The organism is Sulfitobacter sp. UBA1132, from assembly GCF_002311545.1.
Lineage (GTDB): Bacteria > Pseudomonadota > Alphaproteobacteria > Rhodobacterales > Rhodobacteraceae > Sulfitobacter > Sulfitobacter pontiacus.
On record NZ_DCAN01000021.1, the window covers coordinates 21,436 to 40,754 of the forward strand.

Genomic DNA, 19,319 nt, shown 5'->3' on the forward strand with positions numbered 1-19,319 from the left:
ATCAAAGGGTAGCTTATTTATCGGGAATTTTCTTCGATTTTTAGGTAACCGGCTAGAAGCCGACGATTGCATCCTCGGGCATGCCAACCATCGCGTCTTGATCCAACCCTGAGATGGTGACGTGACGTGATCTATCTACCGCAGATATCAATGCAAAGCTTCCGTCAGGGAAACGGCTCGCCATCAAAAGTCGTTTATAGGCCAATGGGATAAGCTCGCCGCCTGCCGTGTTCCTCGGCATTTGCGTCACAACCTCGTCAAGGCGGACCCCGCCATTCGCCTGAACCTCCCGAAAGGGGAAATCCAGCATCGCCTCAAACTCGGGACCGCCCGGAAAATTGCCGAGAGGGCGGCCAATACTGCTGCGCGCATTCTCCCAACCCCACCAACTTGTGTAAAATGATTCTTGTCCGACTTCGATACAGATCCAACCACTGGGTGAGTCGCGATACACTAGGACATAGGGGCGAATTTGTTGAAAATTCTCATGTTCCAACCGGCCCTCGCTCTGCACCCAGGCCGAGAATGCCTCCTTGATCATTTCAGATTCACCGTCCCAAATCTGGGTAAGTGGCCGTTGCTGCTGATAAAAATTCCATCCGTTGGGTGTTTCGTGGGACAGCCGTAAAAGCCCACCCGTGCTCCGCGTGTTGCCCTTGATCCAGACTTTGCCCCGCGCGAGAAACTCACGCGCTTCTGGCAAAGCTTCTTCACCACGCTGTGTTAATTTGTACCGGCGCTCATCAACCTCAAACATAGGAGCCCCCAAGAACTCCTCAATTTGGGCAATATGGCGCCGAACCGTCTGCCGCGTACTTCCCAACAAGCGCACAGCTTGACTAAGGTTCAACGTATCCGCGAGGACGGTAAAAGATCTAACCATTTCATATAGTAACGGAGGAATTCGGTCCGCGTCAAAATCAACTGGCTTTGGGCTGTCGACAGTGTTCATTCGTCACCAATGGTAAATTAATCATACATTAAGGCATTATTCATAATACACCCTTGGCCACTTTGTAACCACAAATTGAATAAATCTATCCAATTGAACGGAAAGAGTGATTTGGGGATGACTAATTCAACAACAACCGGAGGTAATTCATATGTCGCATCCAGTGGACATCCACGTCGGCAAAAAACTTAAACAGATCCGTACGCTGCGTCGGCTTTCCCAAACTGATGTGGCCAAGCGGTTAAACCTGTCGTTCCAGCAAATCCAGAAATACGAAATCGGGTCAAACCGGGTCGCGGCAAGCCGCCTGTTTGAACTGTCCCAGATTTTAGACGTAACGCCCGCGTATTTCTTTGAAGGTCTGCATGACAACACGAATGATGCGCCCAAAGCCGACCCGAGCATCGAGATTGTCAGCGCCTTGGCCGCAATAAACGATGACGCGCTCAAAACGCGTATTGTGACGTTTATCGAAGATGTGTCTGGGCTGACGGTCGCGCGTCAGGGCTAAGCCTTAACCAAACACGCCTCGGCGCACCAAGTTTGCGCCTGCAATCAATAGGATGACCAGCGTCGCTTTCTTAAAGGACGCTTGGTCAATCTTATCCATGACTTTGCTGCCAAGCCACATACCGGTGAGCGACGGCAAGATCATGACGGCAGAAAAGGGCACGGTTTCAGCGCGCAGCACGCCAGATCCGAAGTGTGAAAACAACAATAGCACCGCGCCGAGTCCGTAGATGACACCCTGAACCCGCATTTGGTCGTTCTTGGGCGTGCCCAATGCGGTCAGGTAGGCGACGGTAGGCGGCCCCCAAACGGCCGATACGCCACCGACCGCCCCAGCGAAGGCACCTATAAATGCTTCTAGTTTTGTAGATCGGTGCGACAGGGTGAAGCTACGCCCCGTGACCTGCCACAGCGCGAACAATGTGATCGGAACACCAATCACCAGCAGCATCGTATCGGCGGCGAGAAAACGCACGGTCTGCGCTGACAAGCCAAGCGCTATGCCGCCCGCGATCAGAAAAACCTTAAAAATTTTGATGGAGTCCCAAGCCGCGGCCACCCCCTGCCTTAGTGCCTGAAACATATTGGTAATTACAGTCGGGAAGATCAGCCCGGCAAGGGCAAGCTCAGGCGGCAAGAACATCGTCAGCCCTGAGATTAGCACCAGCGGCATCGCGAAGCCCACGACGCCCTTAATGAATCCCGCCACAAGGCCAATTCCAAAGGCGAACGCCCATTCTGACGGCGTCAATAAACTGAAAAACATGTCCATACCGCACGTCATACCAAGATTGCGGCGGAGCGCACGCGAAATCCTCAGCGTAATTTTAAACCAAATTGACGCAGCAAAACGTATCTTTATTGTGCTGCACCTGCGAAAAGGGTATGCCGTGCTTAACCAAACAAGGGAGCTTACAGATGGCACATGATGGACAAGACGTGATTTCTGGCGCGGACATCGTGATCGATGACCTGCTCGCAACCACCAGATCAACGCTGGCCCCGGTAGACCGCCTTTTAGAAGCCGCTAAATCCGCGGTTCGTGCGACCGTTTCTCAAGACGGGAAAGTGTCGAATACACTGGTCGAAGAAAACCAAACCGCCGCGCATGGTCTTGCGTGGCTTGCAACCTACGCCCAATCGCTTCACCAGATGCAGCTATGGGCAGAGAAGCTCGACGCAGATGGCACGTTTTCAGAAACAGAACAGCTGATCCATCAAATCGCATTCGGCGAATACCTGTGCCAGATTTCCGGCGGCATTCAGATGAACCAAGGGGAAATTCTGCGCCTGCACGATCTTGGTGTCTCTACCACAGATCAAAACGCGTTTTCCAATGCCGGCATCACGACACTGCAGCAACGAGGCAATTCGCAGGCTGCACGCACGCGTCTTGTCGAACTCATGCAAGAGCAAAGCGCCAACATCACTGTCGGGCGGTCCGGCCTTGACGAAGAGCTGGAGATGATCCGCGAACAGTTCCGTCGTTACGCTGTTGAAAAAGTTGAACCATTTGCCCACGAATGGCACCTGAAGGACGAGCTGATCCCGATTGAAGTCATCAATGAATTGGCAGAAATGGGCGTTTTCGGCCTGACGATCCCAGAAGAATTTGGTGGCTTTGGGCTGTCCAAAGCCTCTATGTGCGTCGTCTCGGAAGAGCTCTCGCGCGGCTATATCGGCGTGGGCTCGCTCGGCACGCGGTCTGAAATCGCGGCCGAACTGATCATCGCAGGCGGGACGGACGCCCAAAAAGAAAAATGGCTCCCGCGGATCGCAAGCGCCGAGACCTTGCCCACAGCCGTCTTCACGGAACCGAACACCGGCTCTGACCTTGGTTCTTTGCGCACGCGCGCGGTGAAAGATGGCGACGATTATAAGATAACTGGCAATAAAACCTGGATCACGCACGCGGCCCGGACCCATGTGATGACGCTGCTGGCGCGCACGGATCCGCAGACGTCGAACTACAAGGGCCTGTCGATGTTCTTGGCCGAGAAAACGCCGGGCGACGACGCGAACCCTTTTCCTTCCGAAGGCATGACCGGCGGCGAGATCGAAGTGCTCGGCTATCGCGGCATGAAGGAATACGAGCTCGGTTTCGACGGATTCCACGTCAAAGGTGAAAACCTGTTGGGCGGCGAAGAGGGCAAAGGTTTCAAACAGTTGATGGAAACCTTTGAAAGCGCGCGCATCCAGACAGCCGCGCGTGCCATCGGGGTCGCGCAATCCGCGCTCGACATTTCGATGCAATACGCGATTGATCGCAAGCAGTTCGGCAAGTCTCTCATCAACTTCCCTCGCGTGTCGTCCAAACTGGCGATGATGGCGGTCGAAATCATGGTCGCCCGCCAGCTCACCTATTTCTCGGCGTTTGAAAAAGACGAAGGCCGGCGCTGTGATGTCGAAGCGGGCATGGCCAAACTGCTCGGCGCACGGGTCGCTTGGGCCGCAGCTGACAATGGCTTGCAGATCCATGGCGGCAACGGTTTTGCACTCGAATACAAAATCAGCCGTGTCCTATGTGACGCACGTATCCTCAACATTTTCGAAGGCGCGGCAGAGATTCAGGCGCAGGTCATCTCGCGCCGTTTGCTCGGATGAAGTTCGGGCAGCCTGACGCGTGAAATCGTCGGGCTGCCTATCCGGCCCCCATGATCAAGCTGACCTCCCTCTTTCTGGCCATAGCCCTGACAACCCAGTGCAGTCGGGACGAAACTCTGCGGGCGTATGGGGCCGCCGATCGCCAATGGCGCTTGCAAGAACTAAACGGGGTCCCGTTCTCAGCAAACACACAGATGTCCTTTCCAGAAAAAGAACAGGTTACCGTTCAAGGCCCCTGCAATCGGATGTCCGGCACGAACAAGCTGCCCTACCCCTGGTTTTCTTTCACGCTCATATCCTCCACCAAAAAGGCATGTCCTGATCTCGGCCAAGAAAACATTGTTATCGACGCGCTCAACAACGCCACCCTCGTCGAGATTCTGAATGACGTCATGATCCTGTCTAACACCGAGAACCTTAATATGGTGTTTCGCGCCGTCGACTAAATGCCTCGACGTAGCGCGCGCGCGCCTCGGGTAGGGGCTTGTCCCCTAGATCGCGCGCCAAATGCCGCTCTAGGAAATATCCCGTGGTTTTGAACGCCAGCGCAATATCCGCATCGCTCGCATCCCCTTCCCCCCGTAAAACGGGCGACAATGGCAGCATTTTATCAACCCACTCCCCCGCCCCTTCTCGGGTCACAGCACGCCCCGTTTTCGGAGATACAAAGACCAGCCCGCTGGTCCGTCCGGTCACCGCACAGGCGCTCAGATCAAGCCCATAGCCAAGCTCGTCTAACAGGCTGATTTCCCATTGAAGATAGGCCAACGGCCACAGGTCCCCCTGCCCCAATAGATCCAGAAGCGCTTCAGTTCGACGATATAATGGCGCATGCGCTTCGCGTTCGGGCAATGCAAAGGCAAGCAGCCCCGTCACCGCATTCAACCCCGCAAGGCTCAGCCGATCATGCATTGCCAATGCGGCGCGGCTGCGGACGGGCTCTACAGTAAACGCGCCGATATGATCCTCAAGCCGTGCGCGCCATGCAATGTCTAACTGTGCGCCCGGTTGGAGAATTGGGGCAATCTTGCGACTGGTACCGCCGCGCACGATTCCGGCGTGGCGGCCGCGCTCGGGGGTGAACACCTCGATGATGGCCGATGTCTCACCATGGCGGCGCGCGCTGAGCAAAATGCCTTGATCGCGCCATTCCATCAGCTCAGCCCGTCCTCATGCAGCAGATGCCGACCTTGCCTGTCTTCTACCTCGATCACCCATAGGTCTGGATCAAAGCTGCGCTGTCGGCTGATCGACGCATCAACCTCCGGCTCCTGTCCGCTTGTCATTTCGACCCAGGTCCGCTCACCACTGATTAAATCGAAACTTTTCTGAAAAAGCTGTGCATTTCCATCAAGAGTTGCGAGCTTCACCAGAACAGCGCCGCCAGTGTCATCCCCATGCGCGACCACGAACGCTGGAATATCATACACCCGCAGCCGCGCCAGATAGGCATCGACCCAGAACCGCGCGGTCAGCCGGGCCATGACAGCCCCGTCGTTCCAAATGGTGTAAAATCCTCCCCGAAGGGTCGGGCCGCACCAGATCTAGACATTGCCGTCTTTGAACTCCAACCCCATCTCGGAGTAGCGCTCCGCCTCGTCCAGCCAGTTCGGGCGCACTTTGACCTGCAAAAACAGATGCACTTTCCGCCCCAGAAACTCTTCAAGCTCCTCGCGAGAGGCTTTGCTGACCGCCTTGATCGTCTCGCCCTTGCTGCCAAGCACGATCCCCTTGTGACCGTCGCGCACCACGTAGATCAATTGATCCACCCGCGCAGAGCCGTCTTTATGCTCTTCCCAGTTCTCCGTCTCGACCGTCAGCTGATAGGGCAGCTCCTGATGCAGACGCAGGGTCAGTTTCTCGCGGGTCATTTCGGCCGCGATCATGCGCATGGGCAGATCGGCGATCTGGTCTTCGGGATAGAGCCACGGCCCCTCGGGCAATTCGCCTGCCAGCCATTGGCGCAACGTATCCACACCATGCCCCCGCTCGGCCGAGATCATGAATGTTTCGGCAAAATCATAGCGGTCGTTCATCTCTTTGCTCAGCCCCAACAGGACCGGTGCCTCGACACGGTCGATCTTGTTGATCGCAAGCGCGACCTTGCGCCCCTGACCGATGTCAGCGAGGCCTTCCAGGATACGTTCGACCCCTTCGGTGATCCCGCGGTTGGCCTCGATCAGCAGAATGACAATATCCGCATCGGCAGCGCCCCCCCAAGCCGCGGCGACCATGGCGCGGTCCAGACGGCGACGGGGCTGGAACAGACCGGGCGTATCCACGAACACAAGCTGGCTTTCCCCTTCCATCGCGACCCCACGAATACGGGCGCGTGTGGTCTGCACCTTATGGGTCACGATCGACACTTTCGCGCCGACCATGCGGTTCAGCAACGTCGATTTGCCCGCGTTGGGCTCGCCGATCAGGGCGATAAATCCGGCGCGCGTGGTCATGAGGGTCTCTCCAATTGGGCCAAGAGCGTCTTGGCAGCGGCCTGTTCGGCCTGACGTTTCGATGGGGCGGACGCGACGGCGCTGGCCCCGTTTTCAATCCGGGCGGTGATGGTAAACACCGGGGCGTGGTCTGGCCCCTGCCGGTCGGTCTGAACATAGGCGGGGGGCGGCAAGCCGCGCGCTTGCGCCCATTCTTGCAGCGCGGTCTTGGCGTCGCGGGCGTCTTGCTTGACCTGCATCACGCGGTCACCCCACAATCGCAGGATCAACGCTTTGGCCTCGTCAAATCCGCCATCCAGATAGACAGCCGCGATGATAGCCTCGATCGCGTCCCCCAACAACGCCTGCTTGCGGCGGCCGCCAGACAACATCTCTGACCGGCCAAGCTTCAGCACAGCGCCCATGTCGATCTCGCGCGCGACCTCGGCGCAGGCTTCCTTGCGCACCAAAGCGTTGAACCGCGGGGCCAGCTGCCCTTCGGTTGCGGCCGGATCAAGTTTCAGCAGCGCTTCGGCCATCACCAGCCCCAGAACGCGATCCCCCAGAAACTCGAGCCGCTGGTTGTCGTCACGATTGGCCGACGACATAGAGGCATGGGTCACCGCGCGGTTCAACAGCTCCGGCTTGGCAAAGTGGTACCCGATGCGGCCTTCAAAGGCCCGGAGATCAGCATTCAACTTCACTTGATCGCCTTAAAGAAACGATCGCTGCGCCATGTCCAGAAGAACAACATCGACCGACCGGCCGAGCTGAACATGATCCGGTCAGCGCGACCGATCAGGTTTTCGTACGGCACGAAACCGACGCCACCGGCCTGCTGTGCCAGACGGCTATCGGCAGAGTTGTCGCGGTTGTCACCCATGAAAAAGTAATGCCCTTCTGGCACCGTGTAGACACCGGTATTATCCGACGCCTGATTGCCAATGTTCAGGATCGCATGTTCGACCCCGTTAGGGAGCACTTCGATCTGACGGGATTTTTCACATACACCACCGGCACCGACGGCACCGTTCTCGCAACGCGGACGCATGCCCTGCGGGCCCTGACGGTCCATCACCTCTTCGAAGACACCATCGTCACGCAGTTCGACCGCCGTGCCATTGATGCTGACCACACCGTCGGTGATCTGAACCTTGTCACCCGGCAAGCCGATCAGACGCTTGATGTAATCGCGACCAGACACGGGATGACGGAAAACCACCACATCGCCCCGCTCGGGCTCTGACCCGAACAAACGCGTGTTGTCGCCATCAAACACACCGCAGACGTCTTTCGCGTCGACCTCAATGCCGAACCGCGGCATCATCACGCTGGGACAGGAGGCGTAGGAATAGCCATAGGCCATTTTGTTTACGAACAGGAAATCCCCGATCAACAACGTCTCTTTCATCGACCCCGAAGGGATCCAGAAAGGCTGGAAAAACAGGGTCCGAAAGACCCCTGCGATCAACAGCGCATAGACGATTGTTTTGATGGTTTCGACAAAGGCGTTGCCGGTTTTCTCTTTGGCGGCCATTTTGGCGCTCCTGTTCATGCGTTCGAGCGTTACATGCGGGTGCCATTGACGCAAGTCAAGCAACCCTGCCCCCGATCCATCGACCGAATGGGCCATGATCTGCCGTTAGGTCTGAATACCTGCCTTGGGGCGGGCTTCGATGACGACAAAGGCCTGCGCCCAAGGGTGGTCATCTGTCAGCGTGACGTGAATGATCGCCTCGTGGCCGTCGGGTGTCATCTTGGCCAAACGCTCCGCCGCCCAGCCGGTGACCTCCATCACGGGCTGGCCGGTGCGCAGGTTGCTCACCGCCATATCGCGCCAAGAAATCCCCATGCGCAGACCGGTGCCAAGCGCCTTTGAACATGCCTCTTTCGCGGCCCAGCGTTTGGCGTAGGTGCCCGCGACATCACGGCGACGTTCGGCCTTTAGCTGTTCGACCTCGGTGAACACGCGATTGCGGAAACGGTCGCCAAAGCGGTCCAGCGTGCCTTGAATCCGTTCGATATTCGCGAGGTCGGTGCCGATTCCCAAAATCATGCCGCGCCCTCAGCCCTTGCGGGCGTCATCCATCAGGCGGCGCATCTCGGCGATGGCGGGGCCGAGGCCCAGAAAGATCGCCTCGCCAATAAGGAAATGCCCGATGTTCAGCTCTTGCACCTCAGGGAAAGCTGCGACGGGGCTGACGGTATCATAGGTCAAGCCGTGGCCCGCGTGCACTTCAAGCCCCAGATCATGGGCGAATTTTGACATCTCCTCGAGCTTTTGCAGCTCCTTTTGCGCTTCCTCCCAATGCCCTTCGGCATAGGCGTCGCAATAGGCACCGGTGTGCAGTTCGATCACCTCTGCCCCGATGCGGTTCGCCGCCTCGATCTGGCGCTGATCGGCGGCGATGAAGATGCTGACGCGGCTGCCCGCTTCGCGCAGAGGAGCAATAAAATGCGCCAGCCGGTTTTCCTCGCGTGCGACTTCAAGCCCGCCTTCGGTTGTCCGCTCTTCGCGTTTTTCCGGCACGATGCAGACGGCATGGGGTTTGTGGCGCAGGGCGATGGCCTGCATCTCTTCCGTGGCGGCCATCTCGAAGTTGAGCGGCACGTTCAACACCTCTTGCAGCCCTTCGATATCCGCATCGGTGATGTGGCGGCGATCCTCACGCAGGTGCGCGGTGATCCCATCAGCGCCTGCCTCTTGCGCGGCGCGGGCTGCGCGCAGCGGGTCCGGATAGGCACCGCCGCGCGCATTCCGCACAGTCGCCACGTGGTCAATATTTACGCCCAGCCGAAGCTTACCTTGTGCCGCCATGGTCTTTCCCTTCCAGAGCCGCCTGCTCTGCCTTGCGTTTCGCCTCTGCCTTGGCCGAGGCTTTCTTTTTCAACAAATCGAACTTGGCCTTGATCGCGCCCTTGCGCCGCTTTTGATAGGCCCGCAGCAAGGGCACGGCCAGATAATAGGCGATCGTGGCGCAGATCATGCCGGGCACGATCCCCCCGATCAGATACGGATAGAACACCTGATGCCAGAAGACCTCAAGCCCCGACCAATCCATGTCACGGCTGGTAAAGATCGCCACAAAGTTGGCCAACAAGTCGTGACCGGCGTCAAAGAATTTGCCCCCGAAGGACCGATGCTCCCCCGTCTGCATGTGGGAACCGAGAATCCAGTGTCCCATGGACAGCGATGACAACCCGATCGGGACATAGGTCAGCGGGTTGCCAAAAAACGTCCCCATCAATGCGGCCAGCAGATTGCCCCGCATGACACGCGATACCAGCGCCGCCACGATAAAATGCATACCGTAGAAGGGCGTAAACGTGGTAAAAACACCGGCCCAGATGCCACGCGCAATGCGTTCGGGCGTATCGGGCAAGCGGCGCATCCGGTGTTTGACATAGTGAAACGCCCGCGTCCAACCACCCCGAGGCCACATGAATTCAGCCATCGCGCGCACTGTCGGCTTTGGATCGCGGCGTTTGAAAATCAACAGTTCGTCCTTGGGTCAGTGCAGTCCGGGCGGATCATGCGTCTTTGGTACCTGCCTTGAACAAGTCGGGGTTCCGGTATCGGCTGATCTCGGCCACCTCGCTTTCGGCCTCCAACATCGGGATCAAAGAATGCAGATGCGCAATGTCTCGCAGTTCTACGTAGATCAACAACCGGTAAAAGTCAGGCTTGCGGTCCAAAAATTCCAGATCGGCGATATTGGCAGAGGATTGGCCGATCAGCGTACAAATCCGCCCCAGCACGCCCGCCCCATTGCCGATGGTCAAATCCAGTGTCGCCCCATAGATCGCGGGATGTGGCCCGTCGTGCCAACGCAGGTCCAGCCAGCGTTCGGGCTGGTCCTCGTAATGCGACAGACGCTCGCAATCGATGGTGTGGATTTTGACGCCCTGCCCGCGGAACGTGATGCCGACAATGCGTTCCCCCGGCAGCGCCTGACAACAAGGCGACCGGTCAAAGGATTGCCCCGCTTCCAGCCCCACCACCGCGCGCTTGCGGTCGACATGTTCGCCGGGTTTGGGGCGCAGGTTGGGATAGACGGCCTGCACCACCTCTTGGCCCGTCAGTTCGGCAGAGCCAAGTTGCGCCAAAAGCTCCTCCGCGCTGGAGAGGCGCAGGTTGCGCGCCGCGGTGCGCAGCACTTTCTCCGTCGCCGATTTATTCATCTGCTCGAAGGCAGAGCGGGCAAGTTCGCGCCCGAGGCTGACAAAGCGCGCGCGATCCAGTTCACGCAGCGACCGACGGATCGCCGTCTTGGCCTTGCCCGTCGTTGCGATATCCAGCCATGTCGCCTGCGGTGTCTGACCTTGGGCGGTAATGATCTCGATCGACTGGCCGTTTTTCACCCGCGTCCACAAAGGCACGCGCATCCCGTCGATCTTGGCGCCGACGCAGGCAGACCCGATTCGCGTGTGGATCGCATAGGCGAAATCAATCGGCGTCGCCCCACGCGGCAGCTTGACCACCTCGCCTTTGGGGGTAAAGCAGAACACCTGATCGGCGTACATCTCAAGCTTGACCGCTTCGAGGAAATCCTGGTGATCCTCCTCGGAATCGAGCTGCTCTGTCAGTTGCGCGACCCATTTGACCGGATCAACAGCAAAGGGGTTTCGCGACCGCACGCCGTCACGATAGGACCAATGCGCCGCCACACCGGATTCAGCGACATCATGCATCTGCCGCGTTCTGATCTGCACCTCGACCCGCTTCCCGTCACGGCCAGAGACGGTGGTATGGATCGACCGGTAACCGTTCGTCTTAGGCTGGCTGATATAATCCTTGAACCGGCCCGGCACGGCCCGCCAGCGCCGATGGATGGTGCCAAGCGCGCGATAACATTCATCCTCCGAGGTGGTGATAACGCGGAAACCGTAAATATCCGATAAACGGGAAAAGGATTGCTGCTTTTCCTGCATCTTGCGCCAGATCGAATACGGTTTTTTCGCCCGCCCAAAGACTTCGGCCTCGATCCCGGCTTTCTCAAGCTCGTGCCGCATGTCGCCGGTGATTCGCTGGATAACATCGCCGGTTTCACGCTGGAGGGTGATAAAGCGCCGGATGATCGACTGCCGCCCCTCAGGATTAAGCACGCGAAAGGCCAGATCCTCAAGCTCTTCGCGCATCCATTGCATCCCCATACGCCCCGCAAGAGGCGCATAGATATCCATTGTTTCACGAGCTTTCTGGATCTGCTTGTCAGGGCGCATCGACTTGATCGTGCGCATATTATGCAGCCGATCCGCCAACTTAACCAAAATGACGCGCAGGTCTTTCGACATTGCCATGAACAGCTTGCGAAAGTTCTCGGCCTGTTTTGTCTCGTTGGAATTCAGTTGCAGGTTGGTCAGCTTGGTCACGCCATCGACCAGTTCAGCGACATCATGCCCGAACTTTTCATCGACGCTGCTATAGGACGCTTTCGTGTCCTCGATCGTGTCGTGCAGCAATGCGGTGATGATGGTCGCGTCATCCAGCTGCTGTTCGGTCAAAATGGCCGCGACAGAGACCGGATGCGTGAAATAGGGCTCTCCGGAATGGCGGAACTGGCCCTCGTGCATCTGCTGGCCATAGTCATAGGCCAGCCTGATCTGATTTTCGTTCGTCTTAGGGTTATAGGCGCGCACAAGCGCGATAAGGTCGTCAGCCGTAATGTCGGCGGTATTCATACCTGTCCTGCCTATAAGCCCCGAAGGGCGCGGGCCTTAGCCCTGCCCTTGTGCCGCCATCAACTGCCGCAGCAGCATTTCTTCGGACATGCTGTCCTCTTCGGGCTTGTCTTGCTCAGCCCCCATAAGAAGCGCCATTGCGTCCTCTTCGGGTTCATCAACCTCGATCTGGTTCTGGTTGCTTTCGATCAGGCGCTCGCGCAGCTCATCGGCCGATTGGGTTTCATCCGCAATCTCGCGCAGAGAAACGACAGGGTTTTTGTCGTTATCGCGATCAACAGTAACCGTAGAACCTGCCGCAATTTCACGCGCACGATGCGCGGCAAGCATGACAAGCTCGAACCGGTTTGGCACTTTATCTACACAATCTTCGACAGTGACGCGGGCCATGGGGATGCTCCAATCATGAATGCTGCAAGAAGCCAACTATTTAGAAGCCATCGGCGGAATTTACAAGGGCCTATTCCAGCGGCCATACCCCCTTTTTATCTGCCTCTGGCAGGTCATTCAACATCTCGCGAACGGTTTTGCCGATCAGGGGATGACGCCAGTCCGGCGCGATGTCCGCCAGCGGCACCAAAACAAAGGCACGATCCTGAAGCCGCGGGTGCGGCAGGATCAGCTGGTCAGGCGCATTGACCATCTGCTGTTCAAGCGGAATCTCCCGCCAATCGGTCTGGGTCTGTACATCCGGCAACACCACTTCCCCCATCGCGATTAGATCCAGATCGACCGTCCGAGGGGCCCAACGGCTTTGCCGTTCGCGCCCAAGCTCTGCTTCGACGGCATGAAGAATAGCTAAAACTTGATCCGGCTCCCCTTCCACCCTTATACTAGCGGTTGTATTTACGAAATTCGGGCCTGACCCCGCAGGAAACGCATAGGTTGAGTAAAACGGGCTAAGAGCGGCAACCCGCGCGCCCATACCGACCATAATATCAAGGGCCCGACGCAGAGTTTCCGCCGGCCCTCCCGCAACTGATGATTGATTACTCCCGAGGGCGATCAGCGCGCACTTGCCGATTTCACCCCCCTTGGGGTCAGGGATGGCCAATGTCTTCACTTGCTGCCTCTCGAAAAAACCTTAGTTAGTATTGTATTCATAGTCGGAAACTAAATTTGAAACATTTCGTTTTATAGCGGCTCTACACGACGCAAATTTCCGAACGACGTGTATTAGGAAGGCACTTCATGTTCTACAAGGACGAACGGCTCGCTTTATTCATCGACGGCTCCAACCTTTACGCAGCAGCCAAGAACCTGGGTTTTGACATTGATTACAAGCTACTGCGGCAGGAGTTCATGCGTCGCGGCAAACTGCTGCGTGCCTTTTACTACACCGCTTTGCTGGAAAATGACGAATACTCTCCCATACGCCCGCTGGTCGACTGGCTGAACTATAACGGGTTCTCCATGGTGACCAAACCGGCCAAGGAATACACCGACAGCATGGGCCGCCGGAAGGTCAAAGGGAACATGGATATTGAGCTTGCGGTCGACGCGATGGAGCTTGCGCCACATCTTGACCACATCGTGATCTTCTCTGGTGACGGCGATTTCCGCCCGTTGGTCGAAAGCCTTCAACGTCAGGGCGTGCGCGTCTCTGTTGTCAGCACGATCCGCAGCCAACCGCCCATGATCTCGGACGAGCTGCGCCGCCAAGTGGACAACTTTATCGAACTCGAAGACCTGCGCGACGTTATTGGCCGGCCTCCACGTGAAACATCTGACGAATAACCCGCGACGGCGCGCCTAAATCTCCGCATCCCTCATGCCCCCGCAATACGTGCGCGCGCATTTGAAGCATCAGACTGTGCCTCCGGTGGTCTGGACGATGCGCCGCGCAACCCTTACCTATGGCCCATGCCCAAGGAGAGTGTGATGACCAAACCGCCTTTGACCCTGTATCTTGCCGCGCCACGCGGGTTCTGTGCGGGCGTCGACCGCGCAATCAAGATCGTCGAAATGGCCATCGAGAAATGGGGCGCGCCGGTTTATGTGCGCCACGAGATCGTGCACAATAAATTCGTCGTCGACGGGCTGCGCGAACGGGGTGCGATCTTTGTCGAGGAACTGTCGGAATGCCCCGATGACCGGCCCGTGATTTTCTCGGCGCACGGCGTACCGAAAGCCGTTCCCGCCAAGGCCGAGGCCCGCAATATGGTCTATGTCGACGCGACCTGCCCGCTTGTCTCCAAGGTGCATATCGAGGCGCAACGCCACGCCGACGCCGGGCTGCAGATGATCATGATCGGCCACGCGGGCCACCCCGAAACCATTGGCACCATGGGGCAGCTCCCCCCGGGCGAGGTTTTGCTGGTTGAAACGCCCGCCGATGTCGAAACCGTCAAGGTGCGCGACCCGAGCAAGCTGGCCTATGTCACACAGACAACGTTGAGCGTTGATGACACAGCCGAGATTGTCGCCGCCCTGAACAAACGTTTCCCGCAGATCATCGGGCCGCACAAAGAAGACATCTGCTACGCCACGACCAACCGTCAAGAAGCGGTGAAGGCAATGGCGCCGAAATGCGATGCGATGCTCGTTGTGGGCGCGCCAAACTCATCGAACTCCCGCCGTCTGGTCGAGGTCGGATCGCGTGCGGGCTGCGATTACGCCCAACTGGTGCAGCGCGCGACGGACATCGACTGGCGCAGCCTCGAGGGGATCAAAAGCATCGGAATCACCGCCGGAGCCTCGGCCCCCGAACAACTTATCAACGAGGTCATTGACGCGTTCAAAGACCGATACGATGTGACCACCGAAATGGTCGAAACCGCGGTAGAGAATGTGGAATTCAAAGTCCCCCGTGTGCTTCGGGTACCCGCATGACCGGCATCCCCCGCGCGCCGCTTTGGCTTGGCCTTGCCGGGCTTACTCCCTTTATCTGGGGGGCCTTGACCGGGCTGGTCGATCCCTTGGCGAACTGGGGCGCGGCGACGTTCGGCGGCCGTTTTGTCGGGCCATATATCCAGCTGTTCTATGGCACAGTTATTCTTTCCTTCATGTCCGGCGTGCTATGGGGATTCGCAACCAAGACCAGCGGGGCGAAGGCGACGGCCGGCTATATCCTCGCCGTGATCCCGGCGCTTTGGGCGTTCTTCATGACCAGCGGCGGCCCCGTGGGTGCGGGGCTGAACCTGATGTTCGGTTTTGCGGGTCTACTGGTCCTTGATGCCGCCTTCTGGCACTGGCGTCTTGCGCCGCGCTGGTGGCTAAAGCTGCGCACGCTTCTGACCGCCGTCGTGCTGGCGTGTCTGGCTGTGGGCGTCTTTCTGTAGCAGCGAAACTTGCGGGCGGGGCGTAGATTAGGCTGGACGCCCCCACGCCAGACTGGATAAGGCAGCCCCATGACCAAGCTGATTGCATATACTGATGGTGCCTGTTCCGGCAATCCCGGCCCCGGTGGCTGGGGTGCCCTGATGCGGGCGATGGATGGCGACAAGATCGTTAAGGAACGCGAGTTGAAAGGCGGCGAACCCGCCACCACCAACAACCGGATGGAGCTGATGGCCGCCATCAGCGCGCTCGAAGCGCTAGCCCGCCCGACCGAGATCACGATCGTCACCGACAGCAACTATGTCAAAAATGGCATCACCGGCTGGATCTACGGCTGGAAGAAAAACGGCTGGAAGAATGCCGCTAAAAAGCCCGTCAAAAACGCGGAGCTTTGGCAGCGGCTGGACGCGGCAAATGCGCGGCATCAGGTCACTTGGGAGTGGGTCAAAGGCCACGCCGGCCATCCCGAGAACGAGCGCGCGGATGAACTGGCGCGGGCGGGCATGGCCCCGTTCAAAACCAAATGAGCCTAATCACCCTGCTGGAATATGCCTCCGTTCTGGTCTTTGCGATTACGGGGGCGCTGGTCGCCAGCCGCGCCCAGCTTGACCTTGTAGGCTTCGCCTTTATCGCCTGTCTCACGGCCTTGGGCGGCGGCACACTGCGCGACCTGTTGCTGGATCGAAACCCAATTTTCTGGATTGCGAACCCCACCCATCTCGCCGTGGGCGTCACTGCCGCAATGGTGGTTTTCTTTACCGCACATCTCCTCGAAAGCCGCTATCGCGCGCTGCTATGGCTCGATTCCGTGGCGCTCGCCGTGGCTGTTGCTGCGGGTACGGGCGTGGCGATCTCGCTTGATCAATCCGCTGTGGTCGTGGTGCTGATGGGGATGATCACCGGCTGCATGGGCGGGTTGATGCGCGATGTTGTCGTAGGGGAAGTGCCGCTTGTTCTGCAACAGGGTGAACTTTATGTGACCGCCGCTTTCGCCGGTGCTGCAACCGCTGTCATCATCCGTAGCATTCTGGGCGATGATGCGCTGGCGCTGTTTGCCGGTGCCTGTATGACGTGGATTTTGCGTGCCGGATCGCTGTATTTCGGATGGCACCTTCCCGTGTACAAAAGCCGCCCGCCGCGGGTGTAACGTTACTTTCGACGCCAGTGAAACGGCACGATGATCAGCGCCCCGATTGATGATGCGATGGCGTTCATGCCAGCCGAATTGAACCCGAAGCCGAACATCAACCGCACGAAATAAAACAGAAAAGCGCCGCCCACGCAGATGATGATCGAGGCAAGATAGCCGTTGCGGGTAAAGCCCGACTTTTCGGCGAAAAAGCCGACAAGCCCCGCGATCACAACCGTGCCAATAAGCGTCGGAAGCATGATTTACCCTTTGCTTAGAACTGTGCCCGCAGCAATCTGCGCACCACGCTGGAATGTCTGCGCATCTTGCGCCGCTTTCCCCGCCCGTTGCAAGCGGATCAGCTGAACCGCACCCTCCCCGCAACCGACGCGCAGAGTGTCATCCAGAACCTCGCCCGCTGCACCCTCGCCCTCGGCAAGCTTCGATGCCAGCACCTTCACCCGCGTGCCGTCCAGATCGAACCATGCACCGGGAAACGGCGACAACCCCCTGATTTGACGATCCACCTCTGTAGCGGGGCGCGACCAATCGATGCGCGCCTCGGCCTTGTCAATTTTACTGGCATAGGTCACGCCCTCTTCGGGCTGCGGTTCCGGTTGCAGGTCAGGCAGTTGCCGAAGTGCTTCCACGATCAACTCGGCGCCCATGGCGCTTAGTCGGTCATGCAGTTCGATCGTCGTCTCGGTGGTGCGGATCGGCGTCGCGGCGCGCAACAGCACGGGCCCCGTGTCCAGCCCCGCCTCCATCTGCATGATGCACACCCCCGTTTCAACGTCGCCCGCCATGATCGCCCGATGGATCGGCGCGGCCCCCCGCCATCGGGGCAACAGACTAGCGTGGATATTCAGGCACCCGGATTTCGGCGCATCCAGAACGGCTCGGGGCAAAATCAGACCATAGGCCACAACAACAGCCACATCCGCGCCGAGCGCTGCAAACTCCGCCTGCGCTTCGGCGGTTTTCAACGAAACGGGGTGACGTACCAATAACCCCAAAGCCTCTGCCCGTTGCTGAACCGGGCTGGGGCGGTCCTTTTTGCCTCGCCCTGCAGGGCGCGGCGGCTGGCAATAGACGGCGGCGATTTCGTGGCCGGCCAAGACCAACGCATCCAACACTGGCACTGAAAAATCAGGTGTTCCCATAAAGATAACACGCATCGAACACTTCCCTTCAAACCGTAGAGGCAATCAGCCCTTGTACTTGCGCGCCTTGCGCAGCAGCATATCACGACGCGTTTTACTCAGATTGTCGACAAACATTTTTCCGGCAAGATGGTCGATCTGATGCTGCACGCTGGTCGCCTCCAACCCGACGAAATCGCGCGTCACTGTCGCGCCCTGCTCGTCAAGATACTGCACTTTCACACCACGTGGACGCCGGATCTTGGCCGATATTCCGGGCAAATTCGGGCTCGCCTCTTCGTATTCATTCATGATCGCCGAAGCGTCGATGACGACAGGGTTTGCCAAACGGATCCGTTTATCCCGCGCTTGCGAGGCATCGACAACGGCGACCTGCAACGACACTCCGATCTGCGGTGCGGCCAGCCCGACCCCCGGCATCGCGTCCATCGTGTCGATCATGTCGCCCCAGAGCGCACGAATTTCATCATTGATTTCTGCCACTTGGGCGGCGGGCGTCCGCAAACAGGCGTGCGGCCACGGAAGAATGCGACGAACGGTCATTGGCTTTGCTCCTGCGCGACACGGTCATAAATGACGATGCCATCAAGGTGGTCATATTCATGCTGCACGATCACGGCCTCTGCGCCGGTAAACTTTCGTTCGTGGGTGCCATCAGCATCCGTCCACCGCAACGTAACCTCGGTCGCGCGGGCAATATCCATTGGCACGCCGGGGATCGACAAACATCCCTCTTCGCCAATCGCGCGGGCGTCAGACAGGCTGACAATCTGCGGATTGATACAGGCGACAGGCGTCGGGGTGCCTTCCTTCCAGCCCGCATCGAAAACGAAAATACGCTCGGTCCGGCCAACCTGCGGCGCCGCCAACCCGCGACCGGGCGCGGCATACATCGTCTCGAACATATCAGCGATCAACTGGTCGATCTCGGGCGTGCGCGTGGCGACGGGCGCGCACACAGCTGTCAGCCGCGCGTCAGGCCAGGTCACGATGTCCAGCACGCTCATCCGCGCGCCAGTTCGCGTTTCAGCTTGGTCATTTTGCGCGTGATCATCTGGCGCTTCATCGGTTTGAGATAATCGATAAAAAGCTTGCCATCCAGATGGTCGATCTCGTGCTGCACGCAGGTCGCCCATAGTTTGGTAAAGGTCTCGGTCTGCTCGTTCCCGTCGATATCGATCCAGCGCACGTCCACATCTGCGGGGCGCGTCACATCGGCAAACTGCTCGGGGATCGACAAACACCCTTCTTCATAGGTGTTCAGCGCGTCCGAGGCGGCGATGATTTCGGGGTTGAACATCACCAGCGGTCGCGGTGTCTCCCCCTCTTCCTTTACGCAATCCATGACGATCAGGCGGTTCATCACCCCGATCTGGGGGGCCGCAAGACCGATCCCCGGCGCGTCATACATCGTGGCGAGCATATCATCAGCCAAGCTGCGCAACTCGTCCGTCATATCGGTCACGGGGGCGCATGGCTTTTTCAGCCGCGGGTCAGGGTGTAGTAAAATATTGCGTATCATTTGGTTGATTTAGGCCAACACCTGCGCCGCTGCAACCTCGGGGCTT

General features: G+C 58.4%; 26 protein-coding genes. 8 read left to right on the top strand and 18 right to left on the bottom strand.

The window, feature by feature from the left end:
* Window positions 1-52: 52 nt before the first annotated feature.
* Window positions 53-883: a helix-turn-helix domain-containing protein gene (locus B4F27_RS16885; RefSeq protein WP_009825327.1), complete on the bottom strand. Its 831-nt coding sequence runs from the start codon at window positions 881-883 to the stop codon at window positions 53-55.
* 220 nt (window positions 884-1,103) lie between these two features.
* Between B4F27_RS16885 and B4F27_RS16890 the strand changes: the two genes are divergently transcribed.
* On the top strand, window positions 1,104-1,463 hold the full coding sequence (locus tag B4F27_RS16890; RefSeq protein WP_005849925.1) for a helix-turn-helix domain-containing protein: 360 nt from the start codon (window positions 1,104-1,106) through the stop codon (window positions 1,461-1,463).
* Window positions 1,464-1,466: 3 nt separating this feature from the next.
* On the opposite strand, the gene B4F27_RS16895 is transcribed toward B4F27_RS16890, so the two are convergent.
* A complete protein-coding gene (locus tag B4F27_RS16895; protein ID WP_286760243.1) occupies window positions 1,467-2,234 on the bottom strand; it encodes a sulfite exporter TauE/SafE family protein in 768 nt (255 codons plus the stop codon).
* Between the two features lie 146 nt (window positions 2,235-2,380).
* Here B4F27_RS16895 and B4F27_RS16900 point away from each other — a divergent pair, with 146 nt between their 5' ends.
* The gene (locus tag B4F27_RS16900) at window positions 2,381-4,066 is read left to right on the top strand and encodes an acyl-CoA dehydrogenase family protein (RefSeq protein ID WP_286760295.1); all 1,686 of its coding nucleotides are present in this window, start codon (window positions 2,381-2,383) and stop codon (window positions 4,064-4,066) included.
* A gap of 50 nt (window positions 4,067-4,116) precedes the next feature.
* Window positions 4,117-4,512 carry an META domain-containing protein gene (locus B4F27_RS16905; protein ID WP_286760244.1) on the top strand — a complete coding sequence of 132 codons (396 nt, stop codon included), beginning with the start codon at window positions 4,117-4,119 and terminating at the stop codon, window positions 4,510-4,512.
* Here B4F27_RS16905 and recO read toward each other — a convergent pair.
* The 11 genes from recO to folK form a co-directional block, all read right to left on the bottom strand.
* Window positions 4,484-5,221: a DNA repair protein RecO gene (gene recO / locus B4F27_RS16910; RefSeq protein ID WP_005849930.1), complete on the bottom strand. Its 738-nt coding sequence runs from the start codon at window positions 5,219-5,221 to the stop codon at window positions 4,484-4,486. The two genes, B4F27_RS16905 and recO, sit on opposite strands and share 29 nt — an antisense overlap.
* The gene (locus B4F27_RS16915) at window positions 5,221-5,550 is read right to left on the bottom strand and encodes a DUF1491 family protein (RefSeq protein ID WP_037966773.1); all 330 of its coding nucleotides are present in this window, start codon (window positions 5,548-5,550) and stop codon (window positions 5,221-5,223) included. Before B4F27_RS16915 ends, recO begins: the two co-directional genes overlap by 1 nt.
* A 60-nt stretch (window positions 5,551-5,610) precedes the next feature.
* Window positions 5,611-6,519 (bottom strand): GTPase Era, encoded by a 909-nt coding sequence (era, locus tag B4F27_RS16920; RefSeq protein ID WP_286760245.1) that lies wholly within the window; start codon window positions 6,517-6,519, stop codon window positions 5,611-5,613.
* Window positions 6,516-7,202 carry a ribonuclease III gene (gene rnc, locus B4F27_RS16925; RefSeq protein ID WP_005849933.1) on the bottom strand — a complete coding sequence of 229 codons (687 nt, stop codon included), beginning with the start codon at window positions 7,200-7,202 and terminating at the stop codon, window positions 6,516-6,518. The genes era and rnc overlap by 4 nt, the downstream gene beginning before the upstream one ends.
* The gene (gene lepB, locus B4F27_RS16930) at window positions 7,199-8,035 is read right to left on the bottom strand and encodes a signal peptidase I (protein WP_005849934.1); all 837 of its coding nucleotides are present in this window, start codon (window positions 8,033-8,035) and stop codon (window positions 7,199-7,201) included. The genes rnc and lepB overlap by 4 nt, the downstream gene beginning before the upstream one ends.
* A gap of 105 nt (window positions 8,036-8,140) precedes the next feature.
* Window positions 8,141-8,554, bottom strand: a complete 414-nt coding sequence (acpS, locus tag B4F27_RS16935) for a holo-ACP synthase (RefSeq protein WP_286760246.1) — start codon at window positions 8,552-8,554, stop codon at window positions 8,141-8,143.
* 9 nt (window positions 8,555-8,563) lie between these two features.
* The gene (locus tag B4F27_RS16940; protein ID WP_009825335.1) at window positions 8,564-9,316 is read right to left on the bottom strand and encodes a pyridoxine 5'-phosphate synthase; all 753 of its coding nucleotides are present in this window, start codon (window positions 9,314-9,316) and stop codon (window positions 8,564-8,566) included.
* Entirely contained in the window at window positions 9,300-9,995 is a 696-nt protein-coding gene (locus tag B4F27_RS16945) for a DUF2062 domain-containing protein (protein ID WP_064215905.1), read from the bottom strand. The genes B4F27_RS16940 and B4F27_RS16945 overlap by 17 nt, the downstream gene beginning before the upstream one ends.
* Window positions 9,996-10,029: 34 nt before the next feature.
* Window positions 10,030-12,180 carry a RelA/SpoT family protein gene (locus B4F27_RS16950; protein WP_286760247.1) on the bottom strand — a complete coding sequence of 717 codons (2,151 nt, stop codon included), beginning with the start codon at window positions 12,178-12,180 and terminating at the stop codon, window positions 10,030-10,032.
* 36 nt (window positions 12,181-12,216) lie between these two features.
* Window positions 12,217-12,570 (bottom strand): DNA-directed RNA polymerase subunit omega, encoded by a 354-nt coding sequence (gene rpoZ, locus B4F27_RS16955; RefSeq protein WP_005849941.1) that lies wholly within the window; start codon window positions 12,568-12,570, stop codon window positions 12,217-12,219.
* 70 nt (window positions 12,571-12,640) lie between these two features.
* Window positions 12,641-13,243, bottom strand: a complete 603-nt coding sequence (gene folK, locus B4F27_RS16960) for a 2-amino-4-hydroxy-6-hydroxymethyldihydropteridine diphosphokinase (protein WP_340246720.1) — start codon at window positions 13,241-13,243, stop codon at window positions 12,641-12,643.
* Between the two features lie 128 nt (window positions 13,244-13,371).
* On the opposite strand from folK, the gene B4F27_RS16965 reads away from it, so the two are divergent.
* The 5 genes from B4F27_RS16965 (at window position 13,372) to B4F27_RS16985 (ending at window position 16,606) form a co-directional block, all read left to right on the top strand.
* On the top strand, window positions 13,372-13,917 hold the full coding sequence (locus tag B4F27_RS16965) for an NYN domain-containing protein (protein ID WP_005849944.1): 546 nt from the start codon (window positions 13,372-13,374) through the stop codon (window positions 13,915-13,917).
* A gap of 144 nt (window positions 13,918-14,061) precedes the next feature.
* Entirely contained in the window at window positions 14,062-15,012 is a 951-nt protein-coding gene (gene ispH, locus B4F27_RS16970; RefSeq protein WP_005849946.1) for a 4-hydroxy-3-methylbut-2-enyl diphosphate reductase, read from the top strand.
* A complete protein-coding gene (locus tag B4F27_RS16975; RefSeq protein WP_005849947.1) occupies window positions 15,009-15,461 on the top strand; it encodes a DUF3429 domain-containing protein in 453 nt (150 codons plus the stop codon). The genes ispH and B4F27_RS16975 overlap by 4 nt, the downstream gene beginning before the upstream one ends.
* Window positions 15,462-15,530: 69 nt before the next feature.
* A complete protein-coding gene (gene rnhA, locus B4F27_RS16980; protein ID WP_005849948.1) occupies window positions 15,531-15,986 on the top strand; it encodes a ribonuclease HI in 456 nt (151 codons plus the stop codon).
* A complete protein-coding gene (locus B4F27_RS16985; protein WP_009825341.1) occupies window positions 15,983-16,606 on the top strand; it encodes a trimeric intracellular cation channel family protein in 624 nt (207 codons plus the stop codon). Before rnhA ends, B4F27_RS16985 begins: the two co-directional genes overlap by 4 nt.
* Before the next feature lie 2 nt (window positions 16,607-16,608).
* On the opposite strand, the gene B4F27_RS16990 is transcribed toward B4F27_RS16985, so the two are convergent.
* Genes B4F27_RS16990 through def (B4F27_RS17010) form a run of 5 tightly spaced genes read right to left on the bottom strand, consistent with a single transcriptional unit; the run spans window position 16,609 to window position 19,273 of the window.
* Window positions 16,609-16,848 (bottom strand): hypothetical protein, encoded by a 240-nt coding sequence (locus B4F27_RS16990; RefSeq protein WP_005849950.1) that lies wholly within the window; start codon window positions 16,846-16,848, stop codon window positions 16,609-16,611.
* A gap of 3 nt (window positions 16,849-16,851) precedes the next feature.
* The gene (gene fmt, locus B4F27_RS16995) at window positions 16,852-17,766 is read right to left on the bottom strand and encodes a methionyl-tRNA formyltransferase (protein ID WP_286760248.1); all 915 of its coding nucleotides are present in this window, start codon (window positions 17,764-17,766) and stop codon (window positions 16,852-16,854) included.
* A gap of 30 nt (window positions 17,767-17,796) precedes the next feature.
* Window positions 17,797-18,294: a peptide deformylase gene (gene def, locus B4F27_RS17000; protein ID WP_286760249.1), complete on the bottom strand. Its 498-nt coding sequence runs from the start codon at window positions 18,292-18,294 to the stop codon at window positions 17,797-17,799.
* Window positions 18,291-18,758 (bottom strand): peptide deformylase, encoded by a 468-nt coding sequence (gene def, locus B4F27_RS17005; protein WP_243250710.1) that lies wholly within the window; start codon window positions 18,756-18,758, stop codon window positions 18,291-18,293. The genes def (B4F27_RS17000) and def (B4F27_RS17005) overlap by 4 nt, the downstream gene beginning before the upstream one ends.
* The gene (gene def / locus B4F27_RS17010) at window positions 18,755-19,273 is read right to left on the bottom strand and encodes a peptide deformylase (RefSeq protein ID WP_037941269.1); all 519 of its coding nucleotides are present in this window, start codon (window positions 19,271-19,273) and stop codon (window positions 18,755-18,757) included. Before def (B4F27_RS17010) ends, def (B4F27_RS17005) begins: the two co-directional genes overlap by 4 nt.
* Window positions 19,274-19,319 lie beyond the last annotated feature (46 nt).